The 22,551-nt window shown below is 71.1% G+C and carries 19 protein-coding genes; 8 read left to right on the forward strand and 11 right to left on the reverse strand.

Features of this window, described 5'->3' with window-relative positions:
• Positions 1-7: 7 nt before the first annotated feature.
• The 7 genes from KXC43_RS34220 to KXC43_RS34250 form a co-directional block, all read right to left on the reverse strand.
• A complete protein-coding gene (locus tag KXC43_RS34220) occupies positions 8-1,204 on the reverse strand; it encodes an MFS transporter (protein WP_221380345.1) in 1,197 nt (398 codons plus the stop codon).
• A 14-nt stretch (positions 1,205-1,218) separates the two neighbouring features.
• The gene (locus KXC43_RS34225; RefSeq protein WP_221380346.1) at positions 1,219-1,431 is read right to left on the reverse strand and encodes a DUF397 domain-containing protein; all 213 of its coding nucleotides are present in this window, start codon (positions 1,429-1,431) and stop codon (positions 1,219-1,221) included.
• 104 nt (positions 1,432-1,535) lie between these two features.
• Positions 1,536-2,192 (reverse strand): response regulator, encoded by a 657-nt coding sequence (locus KXC43_RS34230; RefSeq protein WP_221380347.1) that lies wholly within the window; start codon positions 2,190-2,192, stop codon positions 1,536-1,538.
• Positions 2,189-3,343, reverse strand: a complete 1,155-nt coding sequence (locus KXC43_RS34235; RefSeq protein ID WP_221380348.1) for a histidine kinase — start codon at positions 3,341-3,343, stop codon at positions 2,189-2,191. The genes KXC43_RS34230 and KXC43_RS34235 overlap by 4 nt, the downstream gene beginning before the upstream one ends.
• 25 nt (positions 3,344-3,368) lie before the next feature.
• Positions 3,369-4,118 carry an ABC transporter permease gene (locus tag KXC43_RS34240; protein ID WP_221380349.1) on the reverse strand — a complete coding sequence of 250 codons (750 nt, stop codon included), beginning with the start codon at positions 4,116-4,118 and terminating at the stop codon, positions 3,369-3,371.
• A complete protein-coding gene (locus KXC43_RS34245) occupies positions 4,115-5,011 on the reverse strand; it encodes an ABC transporter ATP-binding protein (RefSeq protein WP_221380350.1) in 897 nt (298 codons plus the stop codon). The genes KXC43_RS34240 and KXC43_RS34245 overlap by 4 nt, the downstream gene beginning before the upstream one ends.
• An 80-nt stretch (positions 5,012-5,091) precedes the next feature.
• Entirely contained in the window at positions 5,092-6,819 is a 1,728-nt protein-coding gene (locus KXC43_RS34250; RefSeq protein ID WP_255645314.1) for a ThuA domain-containing protein, read from the reverse strand.
• Positions 6,820-6,974: 155 nt separating this feature from the next.
• Here KXC43_RS34250 and KXC43_RS34255 point away from each other — a divergent pair, with 155 nt between their 5' ends.
• Both KXC43_RS34255 and KXC43_RS34260 read left to right on the forward strand, forming a co-directional pair.
• Positions 6,975-7,511 carry an RNA polymerase sigma factor gene (locus tag KXC43_RS34255; protein WP_221380351.1) on the forward strand — a complete coding sequence of 179 codons (537 nt, stop codon included), beginning with the start codon at positions 6,975-6,977 and terminating at the stop codon, positions 7,509-7,511.
• On the forward strand, positions 7,511-8,317 hold the full coding sequence (locus KXC43_RS34260) for a hypothetical protein (RefSeq protein ID WP_221380352.1): 807 nt from the start codon (positions 7,511-7,513) through the stop codon (positions 8,315-8,317). The genes KXC43_RS34255 and KXC43_RS34260 overlap by 1 nt, the downstream gene beginning before the upstream one ends.
• On the opposite strand, the gene KXC43_RS34265 is transcribed toward KXC43_RS34260, so the two are convergent.
• The 3 genes from KXC43_RS34265 to KXC43_RS34275 are packed head-to-tail and all read right to left on the reverse strand — an operon-like array spanning position 8,299 to position 10,590.
• Positions 8,299-8,727: a GNAT family N-acetyltransferase gene (locus KXC43_RS34265; RefSeq protein WP_308129389.1), complete on the reverse strand. Its 429-nt coding sequence runs from the start codon at positions 8,725-8,727 to the stop codon at positions 8,299-8,301. The genes KXC43_RS34260 and KXC43_RS34265 overlap by 19 nt on opposite strands.
• Positions 8,724-9,389, reverse strand: coding sequence for a FadR/GntR family transcriptional regulator (locus KXC43_RS34270; protein ID WP_221380353.1), 666 nt, complete (start codon positions 9,387-9,389; stop codon positions 8,724-8,726). Before KXC43_RS34270 ends, KXC43_RS34265 begins: the two co-directional genes overlap by 4 nt.
• A 10-nt stretch (positions 9,390-9,399) precedes the next feature.
• Entirely contained in the window at positions 9,400-10,590 is a 1,191-nt protein-coding gene (locus KXC43_RS34275) for an MFS transporter (protein WP_221380354.1), read from the reverse strand.
• 91 nt (positions 10,591-10,681) lie between these two features.
• Between KXC43_RS34275 and KXC43_RS34280 the strand changes: the two genes are divergently transcribed.
• Both KXC43_RS34280 and KXC43_RS34285 read left to right on the forward strand, forming a co-directional pair.
• Positions 10,682-10,975, forward strand: a complete 294-nt coding sequence (locus KXC43_RS34280) for a YiaA/YiaB family inner membrane protein (protein WP_221380355.1) — start codon at positions 10,682-10,684, stop codon at positions 10,973-10,975.
• Between the two features lie 124 nt (positions 10,976-11,099).
• The gene (locus KXC43_RS34285) at positions 11,100-13,253 is read left to right on the forward strand and encodes a trypsin-like serine protease (protein ID WP_221380356.1); all 2,154 of its coding nucleotides are present in this window, start codon (positions 11,100-11,102) and stop codon (positions 13,251-13,253) included.
• Positions 13,254-13,326: 73 nt separating this feature from the next.
• Here the strand turns inward: KXC43_RS34285 and KXC43_RS34290 are convergent, their stop codons facing one another.
• Positions 13,327-14,907, reverse strand: coding sequence for a lysyl oxidase family protein (locus tag KXC43_RS34290; RefSeq protein ID WP_221380357.1), 1,581 nt, complete (start codon positions 14,905-14,907; stop codon positions 13,327-13,329).
• 269 nt (positions 14,908-15,176) lie between these two features.
• Between KXC43_RS34290 and KXC43_RS34295 the strand changes: the two genes are divergently transcribed.
• From KXC43_RS34295 to KXC43_RS34310, 4 genes are all read left to right on the forward strand, one after another.
• Positions 15,177-20,456, forward strand: a complete 5,280-nt coding sequence (locus KXC43_RS34295) for a GH92 family glycosyl hydrolase (protein ID WP_221380358.1) — start codon at positions 15,177-15,179, stop codon at positions 20,454-20,456.
• Positions 20,457-20,563: 107 nt separating this feature from the next.
• Complete coding sequence (locus KXC43_RS34300) at positions 20,564-20,845, forward strand: SCO0607 family lipoprotein (protein ID WP_221380359.1); 282 nt, start codon at positions 20,564-20,566, stop codon at positions 20,843-20,845.
• 99 nt (positions 20,846-20,944) lie between these two features.
• Positions 20,945-21,760, forward strand: a complete 816-nt coding sequence (locus tag KXC43_RS34305) for a transporter substrate-binding domain-containing protein (RefSeq protein ID WP_221380360.1) — start codon at positions 20,945-20,947, stop codon at positions 21,758-21,760.
• Positions 21,757-22,551 (forward strand): amino acid ABC transporter permease, encoded by a 795-nt coding sequence (locus KXC43_RS34310; protein ID WP_221380361.1) that lies wholly within the window; start codon positions 21,757-21,759, stop codon positions 22,549-22,551. Before KXC43_RS34305 ends, KXC43_RS34310 begins: the two co-directional genes overlap by 4 nt.

A 22,551-nucleotide genomic window follows, 5' to 3' on the forward strand; every position in this document is an offset into this window, starting at 1 on the left:
GCTGCCCTCAGCGTCGAAGACGGAGGAGGACGGCCAGCAGGGCCAGTGCGGCTGCGGCGGCGTACATGGGGGCGGTCAGGCCGTAGGCGCTGGCCAGCACTCCACCGGCCAGAGCGGCCAGTGCGGTTACGCCGGTGCCGGCTATGCGGAAGACGCTGGTGACCCGGCCCATCAGTTCGTCGGGGGTGGCTTCCTGGCGGGCCGACATGAGCGCGACGGCGCCGATGCCGCTGGCTGCTCCGAAGAGGGCGAGCATGGCTGCGGTGATCCACACGTTGCCGGCGAGGGCGATGCCGGCCCAGGCGGCGGCCTGGCCCGCGCAGGACAGGGCGAGCGCGTGCCAGTGGGTGAGGCGCCGGGTGAGTGGTTCCACCCACCACTCGGCGGCCAGGGCGCCGGCCGCGCTGGCTGCGATGAGGATGCCGTACCAGGCCGCGGGCACGGCGAGGACGTCGGTCGCGTAGAGGACGAAGGTGGCGAACGCGCAGACGAAGGCGCTGTTGTTGATGCAGGCGGCGACGATCAGCAGCCGTACGTCGCGGTGGCCGGTGACGAAGTGGAGGCCCTCGCGGATGTCGGCCGCGATGCTGGTGCGGGGACGCTGCACGTGGAGTTCGGGGAGCTTGCGTACGAAAAACGCGGAAGCCAGGAAGGTGATCGCGTCGGCCGCGAAGGGCAGGCTGCGGCCGAGGGCGAAACCGACGGAGCCGAGGGCGGGGCCGGCGAAGCTGCGGCCGATGGTGTCGTAGGCGGCGAACCGGCCGTTGACATGGGTCAGGACGGACTTGTCGCGGCCCACCAGAGCGGGGATGGCGCCCTGCGCGGCCGCGTCGAACAGGCAGGTGCCGATGCCGATGGCCAGCACGGCGACGACCAGCGTTCCGATGGTGGCGTGGCCGGTGAGCAGAAGCACGACCAGGGCGAACAGGATCGCGGCGCGGGCCACGTCGGCGACGATCATGGTGCGGCGGCGGGACCAACGGTCGGCCAGCGCACCGGCCGGCAGGCCGAACAGCAGCCACGGCAGCAGCACCGTCGCCGACACGACCGAGAGGGTGAACGGGTCATTGGTCAGGGACGCGGCCAGCAGCGGCACGGCGACGATGAGAGCGCCGTCGCCCGTGACCGAGACGGCCTTGGCGGCCAGCAGGGGAGCGGCACGCCGGAGGCCGGCGTGCCGCTCGGACACCTGATCGGTGCTCACGCGTACAAACGCTGTCAGGCGACGGGGCGCTGGATCTCGCCGTCCTTCACGCCGGCGGCGAAAGCGTCCCACTCGGCCTCGGTGAACGACAGGATCGGGCCGTCCGCGTTCTTGGAGTCGCGGACACCGACACCGCCGGGCACGAACGCGACCTCGACGCAGTTCTCGTCCCAGCTGCGTACGCTCTTGATCCAGGTGGCGTCGGTGAAGTCGAGACCCTTGTCCATGGAGTTCCTCCCGTGATCGATGCGCCTCCCGGTGGAGGGCACTGAAAGGCAACCTAGGGCGGATTCCGTCGGGCATCTACGACGCAGGCGCGTGCGAGTTCGGGTCAGGCGCGCGGTTGGACCAGGCCGTTGTCGTACGCGAAAATCACTGCCTGGATCCGGTCGCGGGCGCCGATTTTGGCCAGCACCCGGCCGACGTGTTTCTTGACGGTTGACTCGGTGAGGGTGAAGCGTTCGGCGATCTCGGTGTTGGTGGCGCCCTGGCCGATCGCCTCGAGGACCTCGCGCTCGCGTTCGCTCAGCGTGGCCAGCAGGGGGTCCACGTGTGCGGCCGGGGCGGAATCCTGCAGGTAGGCGTTCATCAGCTTGCGGGTCAGGCTGGGCGCCACCACCGAGTCCCCGCTGGCGACGGCCCGGATGCCGGCGATCAGCTCCTCCGGGCGGGCGTCCTTGAGCAGGAAGCCGCTGGCCCCGGCGCGCAGGCCGGTGTACACGTACTCGTCCAGGTCGAACGTGGTCAGGATCAGCACGTGGGTGCGGGAGCCGGCCGCGGTGATCCGGCGGGTGGCCTCGATGCCGTCCATGCCGGGCATGCGTACGTCCATCAGCACCACGTCGGGGCGGGCCTGCTCGACCATCCGGACCGCCTCGGCGCCGGCCGAGGCCTCGCCGACCACGGTCATGCCGGGCGTGCCGTCGAGCAGCATCTTGAAACCCAGGCGCTGCAACGGCTGGTCGTCGGCGATCAGCACGGTTGTCATGAGGGCTCCTTGAGGACGACGTCGACCAGCCAGCCTCGCTCGGCCGGCCCGGCCGTGACCACACCGCCGTACATGGCGGCTCTTTCCCGCATGCCGACCAGGCCGTGGCTGGGGGCGGCGGGGGCGCCGCGGCCGTTGTCGCGGACGCGGACCCGTACCTCTCCGTCGGAGGCGGCGAGGGTGACCTGCGCGGTCGCGCCGGGCCCCGCGTGTTTGAGGGTGTTGGTCAGCGCTTCCTGGACTATGCGATAGACCGCGAGTTGCACGCCGCGGCCGAGGGTCTGCAGCTCGCCCGAGGTCGAGTAGCTGACCGGCAACCCGGCCGCCCGCACGCTCGGCAGCAGCCGGTCGAGGTCGTCGATGCCGGGCTGCGGGCTCAGCTGCGGATCGGAGTCCTGGTCGCGCAGCACGCCCAGCACCCGCCGCAGCTCGGCCAGCGCCTGCCGGCCGGTGGTCCCGATCAGCTGCAGCGGTTCGGCGGTCTTCTCGGCCCGCGAGGTCGCCAGCGCGGCGGCGCCGTCGGCCAGGCCCACGATCACCGACACGTGGTGGCCGACGATGTCGTGCATCTCGCGGGCCACCCGGGCCCTCTCCTCGGCCACGGCCAGGCGGGCCCGCGTGTCCCGTTCGACTTCCAGGCGGTCGGCGCGGTCCTCCAGAGCGATGAGGTACGCCCGCCGGGTGCGCACCGCGACGCCGGACGCGACCGCGCCCATCGTCGTGCCGAGCAGCAGGAACAGCGTGACGGTGCGGTTCTGGGGGACCGGATTCAGCCAGTAGATCTCGCTGATCGACAGCACCACCGTGATTCCGGAGGCCCAGGCCATGGCCCGCCACGAACCGCGGGAGGCCACCCCGAACAGCATCACGAGCAGGATCACCCCGGCCCCGACGGCGACGTCCAGCGAGGCCTGGGCCAGCTCGATGGCCGCGGTGACCAGGAACGCCGGGAACGGGTGCCGCCGCCGCCAGTACAGCGGCGGCAGCAGCACCAGGGTCGCGATGGTGGCCGACAGCGGCTTCTCGATCAGGTTGGGAATGCTGAAGAGCACGATCGGGACGGCCACCAGCGTGTCCATGACCCACGGGTGGCGCCGGTCGAAGGCGCGCAGCCGCGCCTGCCGGTCCACCAGCCATCCCTGCGCGCTCATCAGCCGATTCTCCTCGTACGAGCCGTCAGGCGTCGGTCTTCTTGAGCCGGTACGCCGCCGCGACCAGGGTCACGATGACATAGCCGGCGAAGACCGCGAGACCGGTCCACGGGGCCAGGGCGCCCTCGGACTGGGTCAGGGCCATCACGGCGCTGCCCGCGTTGCTCGGCAGGTAGGGGGTGATCGCCTCGGAGACAGCGTTCGGCAGCAGCGCGGCCAGGCCGGGCACGATCAGCAGCAGGCCGGCCAGGATAGCGATGGCCCCGGCGCTGGAGCGTACGAGCATGCCCAGGGCGACGCCGAGCACCGCGACCAGGCCCAGGTAGATCCCGGCCCCGAACAGGGCCCGCAGCACGCCGTCGTCGCCCAGAGCCAGGCTGCCGACCTTGTCGTTGAGCACCGCCGAGCCCACCGCGAAGGCGGCGAAGGCGCCCGCGGTCATCACGACGACGGCGACGAGACCGGCCACGAGGCTCTTCGACCACAGCACCGGCAGCCGGCGCGGCACCGCGGCCAGGGTGGCCCGGATCATCCCGGTGGTGTACTCGCTCGCCCCCAGCAGGGCCCCGAGCACACCGACCGCGAGGGCGGCCAGGGTGCTGCCGGACAGGGCCAGGTCGACGGCCGACAGGTTGTCGCCCGCGAAGGAGGCCGAGGCGATCGCGCCGAACGCGATCAGCAGGACGACCGAGATGCCGGTGGTGACCCAGGTCGAGCGCAGGGAGGAGAACTTGGTCCATTCGGCGGCGACGACGCCACCAGCGGTGATCTTCATCGGGCGGCCTCGTATTCGACAGCGTCGTGGGTCAGGTTCATGAACGCCTCTTCCAGCGAGGTGTTCTGCGGGGTCAGTTCGAACAGCGGGATTCCCCGGGTGGCGGCGGCCAGCCCGATCTCGCGGGCGGTGATGCCGGTGACGAACAGCTCTTCGGCGCCGGTCGAGGTGACCGTGACGCCGGCGGCGGCGATCACCGCACGCAACGCGTCGGGGGCGGCGGTGACGACCCGTACGCCCTCCGAGGTCACGAAGTCGGCCACGGACGTGTCGGCCAGCAGCTTGCCCCGGCCGACGATGACCAGGTGGTCGGCGATGAGCGCGACCTCGGTCATCAGGTGCGACGACAGCATCACGGTGCGGCCCTCGGCGGCCAGGCCGGCCAGCAGGTTGCGGACCCAGAGCACGCCCTCGGGGTCGAGGCCGTTGACCGGCTCGTCGAGCATCACCACGGCCGGGTCGCCGAGCAGGGCGGCGGCGATGCCGAGCCGCTGGCCCATGCCGAGGGAGAAGGCGCCGACCCGCTTGTGGGCCACGGCGGAGAGCCCGGCCAGGCCGAGGACCTCGTCGACGCGGGAGCGCGGGATGCCATGCGTACGGGCCATGGCGAGCAGGTGGCTGACCGCGGTGCGGCCCGGGTGCACGGCCTTGGCCTCGAGCAGCACGCCGATCTCCCGCAGCGGCGCCGGCGACGACGCGTACGGCTTCCCGTTGACCAGCACGTCGCCCGAGCTCGGCGCGTCGAGGCCGACGACCATCCGCATGGTCGTCGACTTGCCGGCGCCGTTGGGCCCCAGGAAGCCGGTGACCTGCCCGGGCTGCGCGGTGAACGACAGGTGGTCGACGACCGTCTTCGCGCCGTACCGCTTGGTTACCTCACGTACCTGAATCATGGTCACAACGCTAGGTTCGCGCGGAGCCAAGATCGTGGTACCAGGGGCGGCACTTCCGGACCGCCGATGGTACCCAGGTGCTATGTCAGGCCCGCCGGAGCGTAGACGTTGACGTCGTAGAGGGAGTAGCCCCACTGTGTGGCGCGCTGGGTGCCCAGCACGCGGACGAAGCGGCCGGTGGCGGCCACGGGAACGTCGTCGATGCCGCCGTTGCCGGTGGTGGTGGAGTAGACGGTGGTCCAGGTGCGGCCGGTGGGGGAGGTCTGGATCTGGTAGGCCCGGGCGTACGCGGTCTCCCAGGTCAGCTTGACCCGGTTGACGGTGCGGACCCGGCCCAGGTCGAGCCGGATCCACTGCGGGTCGCTGTGGGCGCTGCCCCAGCGGGTGCCCGCGTCGCCGTCGGTGGCGTTGGCTGCCAGGTGCAGGCTGCCGGGCTCCACACTGGACGCCACGCCGCGTACGCCGCGGGCCAGATCGACGCCCGGCGGCTGGGACGGGCCGTCGGTCTTGATGCGGATGTTGCGGTAGCTGATGTCCAGGCCGGCGCCGTCGTTCTGGACGCCGATGTAGCCGTTGGCGATGTCGCGGTTGCTCAGGTAGTCGTTGACCTTCACGCCGTTCAGCCAGATCTCGACCCGTTGGCCGTGCACCGCGATCTCGTAGGTGTTCCAGGATCCCGGCGGATTCAGTGCGGCGTCGCGCACCGCGGGGTCGGGCGCGGCGAAGCTGTAGACGCTGCCGGTGGTGCGCGACGGGTCGCCGTCGGTGGCGTCGATCTGGATCTCGTGGCCCTGGTCGACCGGCTTCCACGGGTCGCCCTGCGGATCCGGGAAGCCGATGAAGACGCCGCCGTTGTCGTCGCCGGGCATCATCCAGTCGAGCTTCAGCGAGTAGTTCGCGAAGGTACGCACGGGATACCACAGCAGGCCCATGCCGCCCTGCGAGCTGATGGTGCCGTCGGTCAGCGTGAAGCCGCCCGGTCCGGCCTGCCGCCACTGGTCGAGGCTGGCCCGGGTGCCGTCGAACAGGGGGGTGTAGCCGCTCTCGGCCCGGCAGTCGGCCGGGCGGTGGCCCGCCGCGAGCTGGATGCCCCCGAGGATCTGGCGCAGGAAGTTCTGTTCCGCGTACGACTCGTCGGTGTGCCCGAGCCCGGTGTACCAGGCCCGGCCCGCGCCCACCGTTTTGCACCAGGTGATGGGATGGTCGGCGCCCATGTTGCCGCCGGAGTAGGAGCTCTCGTCCAGGGTCGCCAGCACCTTCGCGCCGCCGTCACGCGGGTTGGTGCGGTAGTTGTACCACTCGTCGTAGCGTGACCAGGAGTGCGGCAGATGCGCGGTGGAGGCGTTGCCGCGGTCCTCGACGCGGACGGTCGCGGTCTGGTTGGCCGGGTGCGAGTGGAAGTACGCGCCGACCAGATTCGCGTACCAGGGCCAGTCGTACTCGGTGTCGGCCGCGGCGTGGATGCCGGCAAAACCGCCGCCGTTGTTCACGTACGCCTCGAAAGCGGTCTGCTGGGCCGGATCGAGCACGTCGCCGGTGGTGGAGAGGAAGACCACCGCCTGGTATCGGGCGAGGTTGGCCGGGGTGAACTGGGCGGCGTCCTCGGTCGCGGTGACGCTGAAGCCGTTCTGTGTGCCCAGTTGCTGGATGGCGGCGATGCCCCGGGGGATTGATCCGTGGCGGAAACCGGCGGTCTTGGAGAACACGAGGACTTCGGTCAGCGGGCCCGCCGCGGCGGCAGGGGCGGCCGGTACGGCGAGCGTGGCGCCTGCGAGCAGAAGGGCGGCGGCGGCTCTCGACCAGTGCATGGGGATGCTCCAACCAGCTGCTCGGGGAAGGCGGCGGTGACCACCAGTAAACATGGGATGACTGTTGGGGTCAATCACGTCGGTCAATGCCCGGACGAAGGTGCGAACCGCGTGAAACGCTGGGCCACCGGGCGACATGTCGAGGTGTGACAGAGATGCGAGAACGGCTGGACCGGCAACGGTACGAGGCGGTGTACGCGCACGCCTACGCCGACCTCGTCCGGTTCGTGGTCCGGCGCGGCCACCCGGTCGAGCAGGCCGAGGACGTGGTGGCCGAGGCCTTCGTCGTGGCCTGGCAGCGCCTCCCGGACCTGCCCGGCGACCTCGGCGAGGCCCGCGCCTGGCTCTTCGGCATCACCCGGCGGCTGCTGCTGGCCAAGCATCGGGCCGACACCAGAGGACAGGCTCTGGCTGTCCGGATCGCCGGCCCGGCAACGGTGGAAGGGCACGACGACCTGGTCGCCACCTCGGTCGATCTGGCCCACGCCTGGGCCCGGCTCAGCGCGATGCACCAGGAGACGCTGAGCCTTTCGGTGTGGGAGGGGCTCTCCGCCGCTCAGGCCGCCCAGGTGCTCGGCATTTCGCCGGTGGCGTTCCGGATCCGGCTCAGCCGCGCCCGGCGCCTGCTGAAGCAGAGCCTCGGCCATGTGAACTCCCCGGTGCCCGCCGGCAGCGAAAAAGGATACGCGTGATGACGATCGACGATCTGCTCCGAAGCCACGACCCGGCCCGCGACGTCCCGGACGACCTGGCCCGCTCGCGGCACGCGGCGGCCACGCTGGCCCGGGTGACGGCGACCGAACCCGGAACCGGCGCCGAGGCCCGCCCGGCCCACCGCCGCCGAGTGGCCCGGTTCGCGCTGGCCGGTGTGGTCGCGCTGGCCGGCGTCGTGGCCGCCGCGCCGATCCTGGGCACCGACCACGCGGCCGTCGCGACCTGGGACGCCAAGCCACGCCCGGCCACGGCCGCGGAGGCGGCGGAGAACGCCCGCTACTGCGCGGAACTTACCCGCATCGGCTCGGGCCGCGCCCCACACATGGTGGAGGTCCGCGGCTCTTGGGTGATGACCTACCTGACGTCGGCCGACGGCGAGTCGCAGTGCCTGCGGTCGACGGTGGCGACGGCCGTCTTTCCCGACGGTGAGGGTGAGGCGCTGTCCGGTCCGCTCCTGCCCGAGCCGGCCGCGGACGACCTGGCCACCTTCGGTGTGCACCGGACGTCCGGCGGCGTCTCCTCGGGCACGCAGTTCATGGTCGCGGGCCGGGTGGGCGCGCGGGTCAAGGGCGTCGTCTTCGAGACCCAGGACATGCGGGTGCGCGCCACGGTGCAGAACGGCCGTTTCGCGGCCTGGTGGCCCCAGCGCAAGCCGTCCAGCATCGTCGGCCGGGTGCTCGACAACACCGGCTACAACGGCTCGCCCAACCCCGAGGTCACCATCACGCTCGACAACGGCAAGACCTTCACCACGCACATCAAGGACTACGACGTGAACAAGTGAGCGTCCGGCTCCCAGAGGAGGAGCTGGCGGTGGTGGGTGAAGCCGTTGCGGACGTAGAAGTCGACGGCGCGGCGACCGGAGTGGACGGTCACGTGCTCCAGGGCTCGGGTGCGGGCCTCGGTCAGGATCGCGGCGATCAGGGCAGTGCCGATGCCCCGGTTGCGGTGGGCCTCGCGGACCATGACCGACTGGATGTCGCCGAAGTGGCGGGTCGTCGCGCCGGCGCCGGGTACGCGTTCGGCGATCAGCAGCCAGGCCGAGCCGACCACGTGGCCGTCGACCTCGGCCACGAACGGCACGTGGGACTCGGTGTGGGTGGCCATCCAGTCGGCGAAGGGGCCGGGGTCGGTGATGTCGCGCAGTTCGGCCAGCGCGGCCACGTCGGCCGGGCCGGCCTTGCGCACGATCACGGGGCGGCCTGGTTGATCAGAGGTTGGAGCAGGGTGGACATGGTGGCCGCGGCCCGGTCGGGGTCGCGGTCGACGATGGCCGTCACCAGGTCGGTGTGCAGTTGCGCCAGGTCGTCGGTCTCGCCGGCCACGTCGTGCAGCTGGACCTCTTCGAAGACGCCCAGCAAACCCTCGTAGACGTCCTCCAGCAACGGGTTGTGGGTGGCGGACACCACCGCGCGGTGCAGGGCGGAGTCGGCTCGTACCCGCTCGTGCAGGTCGTTGGTGGTCCAGGCGGCTTCCCGTTCGGCCAGCAGGGATCGGAGGCGCTCGGCGTCGGCGGCGGTGCGGCGCTGGGCAGCTATGCGGGCTGAGGCGGCGTCGAGGGCCAGGCGCAGCTCGAGGCTGTCGCGGCGCGAGGTGGCCGCCACCCGGCGCGAGACCGACGAGCGCAGGTCGGACGCCGAGACCACGAACGTGCCGCGGCCCTGCTCGCGGCGCAGGATGCCCGCGGTGACCAGGGCGCCGATCGCCTCACGGACCGTGTTGCGGCCGGCGCCGCTCCACTCGACCAGCTCGGGCTCGGTCGGGATCTTGCTGCCCACCGGCCAGCGGCCGTCGGTGACCTGGGAGCGGAAGAGTTCGGTCACGCGGGTGCCGAGTCCGGCGCGGTCAAGGGGCACGGGGTGCAGCCTAACCGGCGGCCGGCGCGACCGGGCGGCACGCGGCCCGGCCGGCGACCAGGGTGACCAGCAGGGTGGCCGCGAGCAGCGCGTACGTCAGGTTCCAGCCGCCGGTGGCCTGGTGGATCGCGCCCAGCGCCAGCGGCCCGGCGCAGCCGATGCCGTAGCCGACGCCCTGGACCAGACCGGACAGCCGGGACGCGCTCTGCGAGTTCGCCGCGCGGGCGCCGATCAGGGTCAGGCACAGCGGGAAGGTGCTCACCCCCAGCCCGAAGGCAGTCGCCCAGACGAAGGCGCCGGCCGCCGGTGCGGCGAGCATGCCGGCGTAGCCGACGCCCATCAGCGCCACACACACCACGACGATCGGGAACGGGTTGGCCAGGCGGGTGGTCAGCGGGGGCACGACGAACGCCGCGATCAGCCCGAGGCCGGCGAACCAGGACAGCAGCAGCGCGCTCGCGGTCGGGCTCAGCCCGGCGTCGGCGAGCATGGCCGGGAACCACGTCACCAGCGTGTAGACGTGCAGTGTGGTCATGGCCATCAGGCCGATCAGGCCCAGAACCAACGGCGTACGCCAGGAGACGCTCACCGGCGCCGGCGGGGCCGCCTCGGCCCGGGCGCCCGGCCGCGGCATCGTGACGAACCACAGCACCGCTGCCGCCGCGGTCACCACGGCCCAGCCGCCGGCGGCCGTGCGCCAGCCGTACGCGCTGGCCAGCGGCAACGCGAGCAGCGGGGCCGCCAGCTGGCCGACCTGCAGCAACACCATGTACATCGTGCTGACCGCGTGCAGCCGCTGCGGGAAGTGCTGCTTGACGATCGGGATCAGGATGACGTTGCACGCGCCGACCCCGGCGAACGCGATGACCGTCGCGACGATCATGACGGTGGGCGACCACGCGGCGGCCCGCAGCAGGATGCCGGCGGTCGTGGCGGTCACCGCGAGCGCGGCGGTGCGCTCCAGGCCCAAGCGGCGGGCCAGCGGGGGAGCGGCGAACGCGGCCACCGCGAAGCAGGCCGTCACGATCGTGCCGATGGCGCCCGCGACCACCGGGCCGAAGTGCAGGGCGTCGCCGGCTTCGCCGGTCAGCACGCTGAATCCGGTCACCGCGGTGCGCAGGTTGAGGGCGGTCAGCGCGACGGCGAGCAGGATGCCGCGGTGCAACCGGGCCGGGGCGGGGGCGAGGACAGTCGTGGACACCGCGACAGTCAATCATGGGATGATGGGATGAATCTAGGATGAGTATCACGACTCACGCGGTCCCGGGCGGGGTCGTCGCAGGATGAGCGCCATGGACATCGAAGCCCCGCCCAAGGTCACCTCCGCCTATTACGTCCAGGCCGCCGCTTCGTTCGGCATCGCCCTGCTCGGCCTGGCCGCCGGGATCTTCTACCTTCCGGTCGGCGGGTGGATGCGGGCTTTTCTCGGGCTGGGACTGGCGTACGTGGTGACATCCGCGTTCACGCTGGCCAAGACCATCCGCGACGCGCAGGAGGTCGGCACTGTCGTCCGGCGGGTCGACCAGGCCCGGCTCGACAAGTTCCTCAGCGAGCACGACCCGTTCAGGACAACGTCCCCGAGCTGACGCCGACCGGACCCGCATATCGACTGTCGCCCATGTAAGGTCGCCTCCGGCGAGCCACCGGCCGCCGTCGTACGACAACAACGGGGACAAGTTGACTCACCTTCGGGGCCTGCGGCCCAAACCCATGCTTCTCATCGGCCTGACGGGGGCTGTGCTGGCCGGACTCGCGTCCGCGACGCCGGCCGTCGCTGTCGGCGGCGAACCCGTCACGGACGCCGCCTACAACTTCGTCGCCAGTGTGCACACCGGCACGGGCGAGAACGACCTCGGCTGCACCGGCGCTCTGGTGGCGCCGCAGTGGATCGCCACCGCCAAGGAGTGCTTCGGCCAGGTGGCTCTGGGCGCTCCCGCCCGGCCCGCCACCGTCACCGTCGGCCGCACGGACCTGACAGCGGCCGGCGGCCACACCGCCCCGGTCGTCCTGCTCGTGCCCCACCCCGACCGCAACCTCGTCCTGGCCAAGCTGGCCACCCCGGCCGCCGGCGTCACGCCGGTGCCGGTCTCCTCGGTCGCCCCGGTGGCCGGCGAGCGCCTGACCGCGGCCGGCTTCGGCCGCACCCGCACACAGTGGGTGCCCGACCGCCTGCACGGCGGCGCCTTCGACGTGACCGAGGTCGGCGCGTCGAGCCTGACCCTCACCGGCACCGCGGCCGACTCCGTGATCTGCAAAGGCGACGCGGGCGGCCCGGCCGTGCGGACCACCGGCTCCGGCCCGGAACTGGTCGCGCTGCACGACCGTTCGTGGCAGGGCGGCTGCCTGGGCGAGACCGAGACCCGGCGCGGGGCCGTCGAGACCCGGCTGGACGACCTGGGCGGCTGGATCCGGCAGAGCGTGGCCGACGTCAACATCTTCGGCGCCACGGCCGACGGCAAGCTCACCTGGACGGCCATCGCCTCGGCGAGCGGCGACCGGATCGGGGCCACGGTCACCTCGACCCAGTCGCTGGGCTTCACGCCCAAGGCAATGGCCACCCTCAACGTCAACACCGTGCTGGTCACCAACGGCTCCGGCGTGCTCTACCGTGTCGACGTCACGGGCACCACCCCGGCGCTCACCTTCGGTGCGCCCGTCGAGGTGGCCCGGGGCTACACGCACGACCGGCTCACCTTCGACGGTGACGGCTCGCTGTACGGCATCGCGGGCGACACTCTGCGCCGCTACACCGTCACCACGGCAAAGCCGGGTCCGGGGAACATCATCAACAACACGCTGGTCGGCTCGGGCTTCTCGCTGCAGTCGCTGACCGCGACCGGTCCCGACTGGATCCTCGGCGCTACCAGTGCCGGCGTCCTCCGGTCGTACCAGATCGATGCCTTCGGCAAGTGGACCGGCGCCTCCCTGGCCACCAGCGGCTGGGGCGGCTACACCCACCTGGTGTCGCCCGGCAACGGCATCTACTACGGGCGCACATCGGCCGGCCGCCTGGCCCGCTTCGTCGACGCGGCGCCGTTCGACGGCAAGGGCACCGACATCGCGACGTTCCCCAACGACCCGGTCGACGCCAGTGGGTGGGATCAGGCGCTGCTGTCGGCTCTGCCGTTCCGCGCCTTCCCGCAGAGCCCGGCCGACGTGTCGGTCTTCGGCGCCGACGCCGCGGGTCACCTGACCTACACCGCGATCGACTCGGCGACCGGCGACCGGGTGCCCGCCGTGACCTCGGCCGCCACCCTGGGCTTCGAGACCAAGGCGATGGCCACGCTGGACCACGACACGGTGCTGGTCACCTCGACCGCCGGCCGGCTCTACCGCGTCGACGTGCAGACCACGCTGCCGGCCCTGACGTTTGCGGCGCCGGTGAACCTGGCCGGTGGCTGGACCCACGACCGGCTCTCCTACGACGGGTACGGGTCGCTCTACGGCATCGCCGCGGGCGTACTGCACCGGTACGAGATCGGGGCGGCCAAGCCGGTCGCAGCCGACATCACCGGCCACGTCACCGTCGGCACGGGCTTCGGCCTGACCACGCTGACCGCCACCGGCCCGGACTGGATCCTCGGCACCACCAGCGCCGGCGTCCTGATCTCGTACAACGTCGACGAGACGGGCAAGTGGACCCGGTACGAACTGGCCGCGAGCGGCTGGACCGGGCTCACCCACCTCGTCTCGCCGGGTAACGGCTTCTACTACGCCCGCACCACCGCCGGCGGCCTGAACCGCTACAAGGACGCCCTGCCGTTCGACGGCAAGGGCACCGACATCCAGCGGTTCGACAACGACCCGGTCGACACGGCCGGCTGGACTCAGAGGCTGCTCTCCGCGCAGCCCTTCACCGCCTAGGTCCGGAACGACCGGAGCCGCACACCCCGAACGGGGTGTGCGGCTCTTGTCTTTCTCGCCGGCTGCGAGCGGGTCAGCCCTTGATGCCGTGCACCGGGGGAACGGTCAGCGTCCGCGCCTCCGGGGTGCCGCCCAGGATGATCTGGCGCAGCGCCGAGTTGTTGGTGGTGTCCAGCTCGGCCAGCTTGTTCTCCGGGTTGGCCAGCGTCTGGATGTAGTAGGTGCCGTTGGGCAGGTCGGTCACCTCGAACGACTGACCCGGCCGGTACTGGCTGTAGGTGTCGCCGTTGCCGATGTCGAGCACCTCACGCACCGCGATCACGGTGTTGGCGCCGCACGAGGTGGACAGGTCGGTGTTCTCCGGCCGCCACTTCGCGCCCGGGATGGTGAAGTCGACCGCGTCCGTGTTGGCCAGGCAGAAGGCTTCCTTGCCGCTGCGCACCGAGAGCTTCTGGGTCGAGTCGAGCAGGTTGTACTGCGCGAAGTCGGTGAAGTGCCAGTGCAGGTGGCCCTCCCGGTTGTCCCACTCCATCGTGCCGGCCGGTCGGCTGCCGACCTGGTTGCCCTTGGCGTCGAAGAAGTACTGGTACGCGTCCATCAGCTCGGTGCCGGTGCGGCGGAACCCGTCGACCAGCAGCGGCGACGTGCCGGCGTTCCACACGGTGGCGCCGAAGTTCACGTACCACTTGCCGTCCTCCTGCTCCAGCGCGATCTCCCACGCGGGCAGCGAGCGCAGGTCCGGCCGGGGGCCGCCGGTCGGCGTGGCCTTGAGCGGGGTCGGCCGCTTGGCCGGCGCGCGCAGCTCCGGCACGAACGCGGAGACCTGACGCTTGGCGTCGCCCTCGGCAGTGTGGATCGAGTGCTCGTCGGTCTTCTCGGTCCGGCCGGCGTCGGCGGCCTTGATGCGGGCCAGGCCGGCGCGGTCGGTCTCGCCGTCGACCACGGTCACGCCGACCTTCGCCGTGCCCTGCTCCGCGGGGATCCCGAAGAGCTGCTTGTAGACCGGGTTCACCGTCGCGGTGGCCGTGTACTGGCCGACCGGCAGGTCGAAGGGCTCAGCCTCGTCGTACTCGGGCTGGTCGTTGACCGTGGCGTCCCAACCGGCCTGCACACCCCAGACCGCGCCCAGCGTGAACGGGTTGTAGCCGCCGCAGCCCTGCGGGTACGGGTTGGCCGCGGGAGCGTCGGGCCGGGTCCGCCCGGACGAGTACGAGTTGCCGCAGAACGGGGTCGTGTACTCCTTGACCACCTTGCCCGCCGAGTCGGCGATCGAGATGGTCGTGAAGTCCTTGAGGCCGTTGAAGTCGGGGACCATCCCGGCCGGCAGCGCGACCTTCTTCTTCTTGCCGTTCTGCACCACGACCCGCTCGGCCTTGATCGGCTTGTCGTAGCCGGTGCGTTTGGCCCAGATCTCCAGCGGGTCCTTGCCCGCGATGACGTGCAGGCCCAGGTCCATGGAGAGGTAGATCTCGCCGTCGTAGTCGTAGCGCTCGGCGGTCACCTGCCCGGTGGCGGCGACGAACGACAGCGGAGGCGGGGTGGCGGCAGCCTGGGCCACCCCCACGCCGGCCGCGGTGAGGCCCAGCGCGGCGGCCACGGCGCCGTACGTCATCAGGCGGGAACGCCGGCGGCGCTTCTTCAGCGGATCGGTCATGGGGTCCTTCCGGTCGGGGGCCGCCCCGGGGGAGCGGCCGCTGCCGGACCATCCAAAGGAGAGCGCTGTGAGGTTCCTGTGAAATCGACGCCCGTTGGCACGAATCCGTGAGAAATATCCATCTATCGACATGCATGAGATCTCTGCGCATCGGCCGAAAGTCGGATACGCGTTTCCGGCTTGTTTCTTGACAACGTTGTCAGCGCGGGCGAGGCTGTCGATCTCCGTTCCGGGCGCGCACGACGCGTCCGCTCCCCCTGGAGTTACCCATGAAGTGGATCCTGGCCGCCGCCGGGGCTTTGCTCGTGCCGGTGGGACCTGTCGTCGCCGTGTCCCCGGCGCACGCCACAGTGAAACCCGGGAGCTTCAGCTCGTCCTTCGAAACCGCCGACCAGCAGCCCGCCACGAGCACAGTGGAGCTCGACGCCCGGGGCAAGCCGGTGCAGGGCAACCTGACCGGCAACCTCCGTGTCGCGCTGCCGGGCAGCATGCTCGAACTTCTCAGCGCGGTCACCGCCAGCGCCGAGAATCCGCCCGGTGAGACCGCGGTCAAGCTGACCGACGGCGACAGCTCGACCAAGTGGCTGGCCTTCAGCCGTACGGGCACCGTCACCTATCAGCTGGCGAAGCCCGTGGCCGTCGTGAAGTACTCGCTCACCTCGGCCGACGACGCCCCCGGGCGCGATCCCCGGGACTTCACCGTCCAGGGCTCGGCCGACGGTTCGGAGTGGACCGACCTCGACCGGCGGACGGGCCAGAGCTTCGGCGGCCGGCTCGCGACCAACACCTACAGCTTCACCAACCCCACCCCGTACGCGTTCTACCGGCTCAGCATCACTGCCAACTCCGGTGACTCGATCGTGCAGCTGGCCGACTGGGACATCAGCGACGGCTCCGACGTCCGGCCGCCGGCCACCCCGATGGTCAGTGAGGTCGGCTCCGGCCCGACGCGGGGCGCCAACATGCTGCCGCGGGCCGGTTTCACCGGAACTGCCTCGCTGCGGTACGCCGGTGGCGCCGTCGGCGACGGACGCGCGTACGGAACCAACAAGCTCTTCGACGTGAAGATCCCGGTCGGCCCGCGCACGCGGCTGAGCTACCGGATCTTCCCCGAGCTCACCGGTGGGAATCTGCAGTACCCGTCCACGTACGCGGCGGTCGACCTGCATTTCACCGACGGCACCTACCTCAGCCGGCGGTCCCCGATCGACCAGCACGGTTACGCGCTCACCGCAGCCGGGCAGGGCGCCTCCAAGGTGCTGTACGCCGACGAGTGGAACGCGGTCCAGTCCGAGCTGGGCGCGGTCGCCAACGGCAAGACGATCGACCGCATCCTGCTCGCCTACGACAACCCGGCAGCCACCGCGGCCACCCGCTTCCAGGGGTGGATCGACGACCTGACGATCGTGGGCGCGGCCACGCCGATCGACGACTCGCGGCTCACCAACTTCGTCGACACCCGCCGCGGCACCAACTCGTCGGGCGGCTTCTCGCGCGGCAACAACCTGCCGATCACCGCGGTGCCCAACGGCTTCAACTTCCTGACGCCGGTCACCGACGCCGGCTCGGACTCGTGGGAGTACGTCTACCAGCGCGACAACAACCCGGCCAACCTGCCGCTGCTGGCCGGCCTGGCGATCTCGCACCAGCCCAGCCCGTGGATGGGCGACCGCAATCAGATGTCGGTCATGCCGGTGCCGGACGGCGGCACGGCCGGGTCCCTTCCCTTCAGCCACAACGACGAGGTCGCCCGGCCCGACTTCTACAGCGTCAAGCTGCAGAACGGCCTGACCGCTCAGATTTCGCCGACCGACCACGGCGGCATCATGCAGTTCGGGTTCGCCGGGCAGAGCACCGGAACGCTGGCCTTCCGCAACGGCACCTTCGTCATCGGCACGGACGGCACGGTAACCGGCTGGGTCGACAACGGCAGCGGCCTGTCCGCCGGGCGCAGCCGCATGTTCTACGCGGGCACGTTCGACCGGGCGCCGGCCGGGACGTCGTCCACCTCGGCGACCTTCGACCTCGCGGCGGGCGCGCCGCTGACCCTGCGCTTCGCCACGTCATTCCTCTCGGTGGACCAGGCCCAGCGCAACCTCGGCCTCGAGGTGACCGGCCGCAGCTTCGAGCAGATCCGGGCTGCCGCCACCGCGGCCTGGAAGGACCGCCTGGGCCGGGTCGAGGTCCGCGGGGCCGGCGAGACGCAACTGGTCACGCTCTACTCGAACCTGTACCGGCTCAACCTCTATCCGAACTCGCAGTCGGAGAACACCGGCACGGCCGCGAAACCGCGCTGGCAGTATGCGAGCCCGGTGTCGCCCGCGACCGGCGCATCCACGCCGACACAGACCGGCGCGAAGATCGTCGACGGTCAGATCTATGTGAACAACGGTTTCTGGGACACCTACCGCACGGTGTGGCCAGCCTATTCGCTGCTCTACCCGGACATCGCTGCCAAGATCGCCGACGGGTTCGTGCAGCAGTACCGCGACGGGGGCTGGATCGCCCGCTGGTCGTCGCCCGGCTACGCCGACTTGATGACCGGCACCAGCGCGAACGTCGCGCTTGCCTCGGCCTACCTCAACGGTGTGAAGCTGCCCGACGCGCAGAGCGCCTACGACGCGTCGGTGAAGGACGCGACGGTCGCCTCGGGGCGGAGCGCCGTGGGCCGCAAGGGAATCGAGACGTCGCTGTTCCTGGGCTACACGCCGACCAGCACCGGCGAGTCGGTGTCGTGGGCCCTCGAGGGGTTCATCAACGACTACGGCATCGGCAACATGGCGGCCGGACTGGCCAAGGACCCGTCCACCCCGAAGGCCGAGCGGGACAGGCTGAAGGAGGAGTCGCAGTACTTCCTGCAGCGGGCCCGCAACTACGTCAACCTGTTCGACCCGAAGACCAAGTTCTTCCAGGGACGCGACGCCGCCGGCACGTTCCTCAACGGTGACCCGCTCGACTGGGGCGGGGTCTACACCGAGACGAACGGCTGGAACTTCGCCTTCACCGCCCAGCAGGACGGTCAGGGCCTGGCCAACCTGTACGGCGGTCGCGCGGCGCTGAAGAAGAAGCTCGACCAGTTCTTCGCCACCCCGGAGAAGGCCGACCGCCCCGGCGGCTACAACGGCATCATCCACGAGATGCTGGAGGCCCGGGCCGTGCGGCTGGGCCAGCTCGGCATGAGCAACCAGCCCTCGCACCACATCCCGTACATGTACAACTACGTCGGCGCGCCGGCGAAGACGCAGGCGATCGTCCGCGAGATCCTGCAACGGCTCTACGTGGGCAGCGAGATCGGTCAGGGCTACCTGGGCGACGAGGACAACGGCGAGATATCGGCCTGGAACATCCTCAGCTCGCTCGGCCTCTACCCGCTGCAGGTCGGCTCGTCCGGCTGGGCCATCGGCTCGCCCCAGTTCAGTCAGATGACCGTGCACCGCAAGAGCGGCGACATCGTCGTCAAGGCGCCTGGCAACAGCACGAAGAACGTGTACGTGCAGGGCCTCAAGGTGAACGGCCGGACGCACAACAGCCTGTCGCTCGACTCGTCCGCGCTCGTCCGTGGCGGCACCCTCGAGTTCAAGATGGGGCCCGACCCGTCGTCGTGGGGCGCCGTTCCCGACTCGCTCACCAAGGGCAACGAGGTGCCCAAGCCGTTGCAGGACACCACCGGACCGGGTCTGGGCACCGCCTCGGCGGCCGCGTTGTTCGACGACTCGTCGTCCACCCAGGTGACGTTCCCCGACGGCACCCCGACCATCACGTGGGCCAACCGTGGGGGCAAGCAGGCGCCGACCTGGTACACGCTCACCTCGGGGGCGGCCGCGGGCGACCCGGCCGACTGGAAGCTGCAGGGCTCCCGCGACGGGATCACCTGGAGCACGCTCGACTCCCGCCGGAGTGAGACGTTCGCGTGGCGCAACCAGACCCGGCCCTTCAAGATCGACCGGCCCGGCCGCTTCACCCAGTTCCGGGTGGTCGTCAGCAGGACCGCCGGTGCGGCTCAGGCCAACCTGGCCGAGGTCGAGCTGCTGGCCGGCGGGGACGTGCAACTCGGAGGCGGCGCGGTCACGGTGACCGGCTCTGTTGTTCCGGGGCTTTCGGGCGTCCCTCTTTCGGGGCCGCTGGCCTCTGTCACCGGAGGCACGTCGACGGCGTACAAGGCGACCATCGACTGGGGTGACGGCACGCCGGTCAGCGAGGGCACGACGGCGCTGGGGTCGCGGGCGGTCTACAACGTGAGCGGCTCGCACACGTACGCCCAGCCCGGCTACTACCAGGCCGCCGTCACGGTGACCGACGGGACCAGCCAGGACTCGGCCACGGTCGGGGTCGATGTGGCCTACGCGCCGGCCGGTGGCCTGCTCGCTGCGTTCGACAACACGTGCATCGGTGACGACGGGGTGCGCGCGGCCAACTGCGACGCCAAGTCGTGGGCGTACTCGCGGGCCGCGCTGGCCACGGCCGGTGTTTCGCCGGGCGAGCCGGTGCCGGTGCCGGGGACTGCCCTGCGGTTCACGCTGCCGGTGGTGCCCGCCGGGCAGCCGGACAACGCGACCGGCAACGGGCAGACGATCGCGCTCGACCTGCCTTCGGACACCCGGAGCATCTCGCTCGTGGGCGCCGGCACACAGGGGAACCAGAGCACGACCGGCACGGCCCGGTTCAGCGACGGCAGCACAGCCCCGCTCCCGATTCAGCTGAGCGACTGGACCCTCGGGGGCAACCCCGACGGCACCCCGTCGTACGGGAACGTGATCGTCGCCAAGACCCCGTACCGCCTGCTCGGTACGAATCGCGACAACGCCCGGCCTTTCCTGTTCGCCACCGCGCCCTATCAGATCCCGGCGGGCAAGACGCTCGTCGCGGTGACCCTGCCGGCCCAGAGCGGCGACCCCGCCTCGGCCGGACGGATCCACGTGTTCGCAGTCGCCGACGACGGCACGCCCCGGCCGCCGCTGGAGTTGACGGCCGGACCCGCCCGGACCGGCACGGCCGGCCAGGAACTGCCGGCCCAGCTGGGGTCGGCGCCGGGCGCTGCCCACGCCCGGGTGCAGTGGGGTGACGGCACGGCGCCGCAGGACGCGACGGTCGACCCGGCCGGGCTGCTCTCCGGGAAGCACACGTACGCGCAGCCGGGCACCTACCGGGTGCACGTCACCGCGTGGGATGCGGTCTCCAGCCGCACGGCGACCTTCAGCGTGACGATCGCCCCGGCCTCGGCCGCGACGGCCGTGACGACCACCGTCGCCTCCGCCGAGCGTCCGGCCCAGCCGGTGTTCCACCCGCAGGTGAGCCTCTCGGTCACCGCCGGCCCCCGGGGCACCGCGATCACCGTGGACGGCGCCGGGTTCGCTCCGAACGAGACCGTCAGCGGCGTCCTGGGCGGCCAGGCCGTCCCCGCCTTGCAGGCGAACGCCGACGGCATCATCTCGGACGCGATCGTGAGTGTGCCGGGTCCGGTGTCGCCGGGAGCCACCGGCATCACCCTGACCGGCACCTCGTCGGCGGCCACGGCCGAGGCGCCGTTCACGGTCACCGACCGCAACTGAGGTCAGGCCCCCGCCGGTCCGCCAGCCGGCGGGGGTCCTGTTGCGCGGCCACCTCCGCCGGGCGTTGCCGCCCAGCGGAGGTGGCAGGTGTCGGCGAGAATCCCGGTATGAGCCAGCGCCGACGTCTGCCCTTCCTCCTCGCCGTCGCCACCCTCGCCGGCGGGCTCACCGCCGGCTGCACGATCCGGCAGGCGATCTGCCGCTCGGGGGAGTACCCGGTCGCCGCCGTCGACAGCACCACCGGTCGCGCGTGTGTTGCTGACGGTGAGCAGCCACCGACCGGCTTCGTCCGCTTCCCCGAGGGCAAGGAGCCGAAGCACGTCGACGACGAGTGGGACGTCTACTGGCGCGACCACAAACTCGACGAGCGCGGCGTCGAAATGCCGTGAGCTCGCGGGTGCAGCCGCCGATGCGCCGGGGTGGATCCCGTGTTCAACGCCGAAGACAGCGGTGGATTAATCTGGAGATCACCTATCGGGGAGAGATGCATGAACGTCACAAAAATGGTCCGGGTGGCGGCTGTCGCGACGCTGGCCATCGGCGCCGTCGCGGGCTGCGCCAAGGAAGACACCGGCGGCACCACCGAGGGTGGCGTGACACTGGTCAAGTCGGGCGCCCTGACCACCTGCACCCACCTGCCGTACGCCCCGTTCCAGTCGAAGGACGACAGCGGCAAGGTGGTCGGCTTCGACGTCGCGCTGATCGACCTGGTCGCCACTCGGCTCAAGGTCAAGCAGGAGATCGTGGACACGCCGTTCGAGGGCATCAAGTCCGGCGCCGACCTCAACTCCGGCAAGTGCGACGTGGCGGCGGCCGGCATGACCATCACCGACGAGCGCAAGAAGGTGCTCGACTTCTCCGACCCGTACTTCGACGCCACCCAGGCCCTGGCCACGCAGACCGGCAAGGAGGTCAAGACGCTGGAGGAGCTGGCGGGCAAGCGTCTCGGCGTGCAGGGCGGCACCACCGGCGAGGAATACATCAAGACCCAGGTCCAGGAGAAGAGCCTGAAGATCGAGGTCGTCTCGTACAAGGACCTGGCCGCGTTGCAGCAGGCGCTGGCGACCAACCAGGTCGTGGCGGCCGTCAACGACCTGCCGGTCTGGAACGAGTACATCAAGGCCAACCCGGGCAAGGTCGTCGTGGCGGCCGGCTTCGACACCGGCGAGCAGTACGGCTTCGCGGTCAAGAAGGGCAACGCCGAGCTGCTCAAGGAGGTCAACGCGGCCCTCACGGCGGCGCGCGGCGACGGCAGCTACGACAAGATCTACGCGGAGTGGATCGGCGAGAAGCCGGCCGCATGACACTGACTCCCCGCCGGCGGCGACGGATCATCCGCGTCGCCGGCTACGTCGTCTTCGGGCTGGCTCTGGTCGGCGCCATCGCGGCGGCCGACTGGGGTCGCCTGTCCGACGCCTTCTTCCGGTCGGACGTCGCCGGCAGCATGTTCCCCGAGGCGATCACCGTCGCCCTGCGCAACACGATCGTCTACACGTTGCTGGCGTTCGTCTTCGGGCTGACGCTCGGGCTGGTGCTCGCGCTGATGCGGCTGTCGTCGATCCTGCCCTACCGCTGGTTCGCCACGGCCTACATCGAGCTGTTCCGCGGTCTGCCGGCCCTGCTCGTGCTGTTCATGGTCGGCTACGGCGTCCCGCTGGCGTTTCCCGACCGCGAGATCCCGGGCGGCGTGTACGGCTCGGTCACCGTCGGCCTCGGGCTGACCGCCGCCGCGTACATGGCCGAGACCATCCGCGCCGGCATCCAGGCCGTCCCCAAGGGCCAACTCGAAGCGGCCCGGACGCTGGGCATGTCGCACGGCCGGGCGATGGTCTCGATCGTGCTGCCACAGGCGTTCCGCATCGTGATCCCCCCGCTGACCAACGAGATCATCCTGCTGACCAAGGACACGTCCCTGGTGTACGTCCTCGGCGTCACCTCGACCACGATCGAGCTCACCAAGTTCGCCGGGGACACGCTCAACACCAAGGTCAACCCGACCCCGCTGGTCGTGGCCGGACTGCTCTACCTGGTGATCACCCTGCCGCTGTCGCAACTGGTGCGCGGGCTGGAACGCCGGGCCGCGAGGGAGAGGTGA

Origin of the sequence: Paractinoplanes polyasparticus, from assembly GCF_019710575.1 — a bacterium.
Taxonomy (GTDB): Bacteria; Actinomycetota; Actinomycetes; order Mycobacteriales; family Micromonosporaceae; genus Actinoplanes; species Actinoplanes polyasparticus.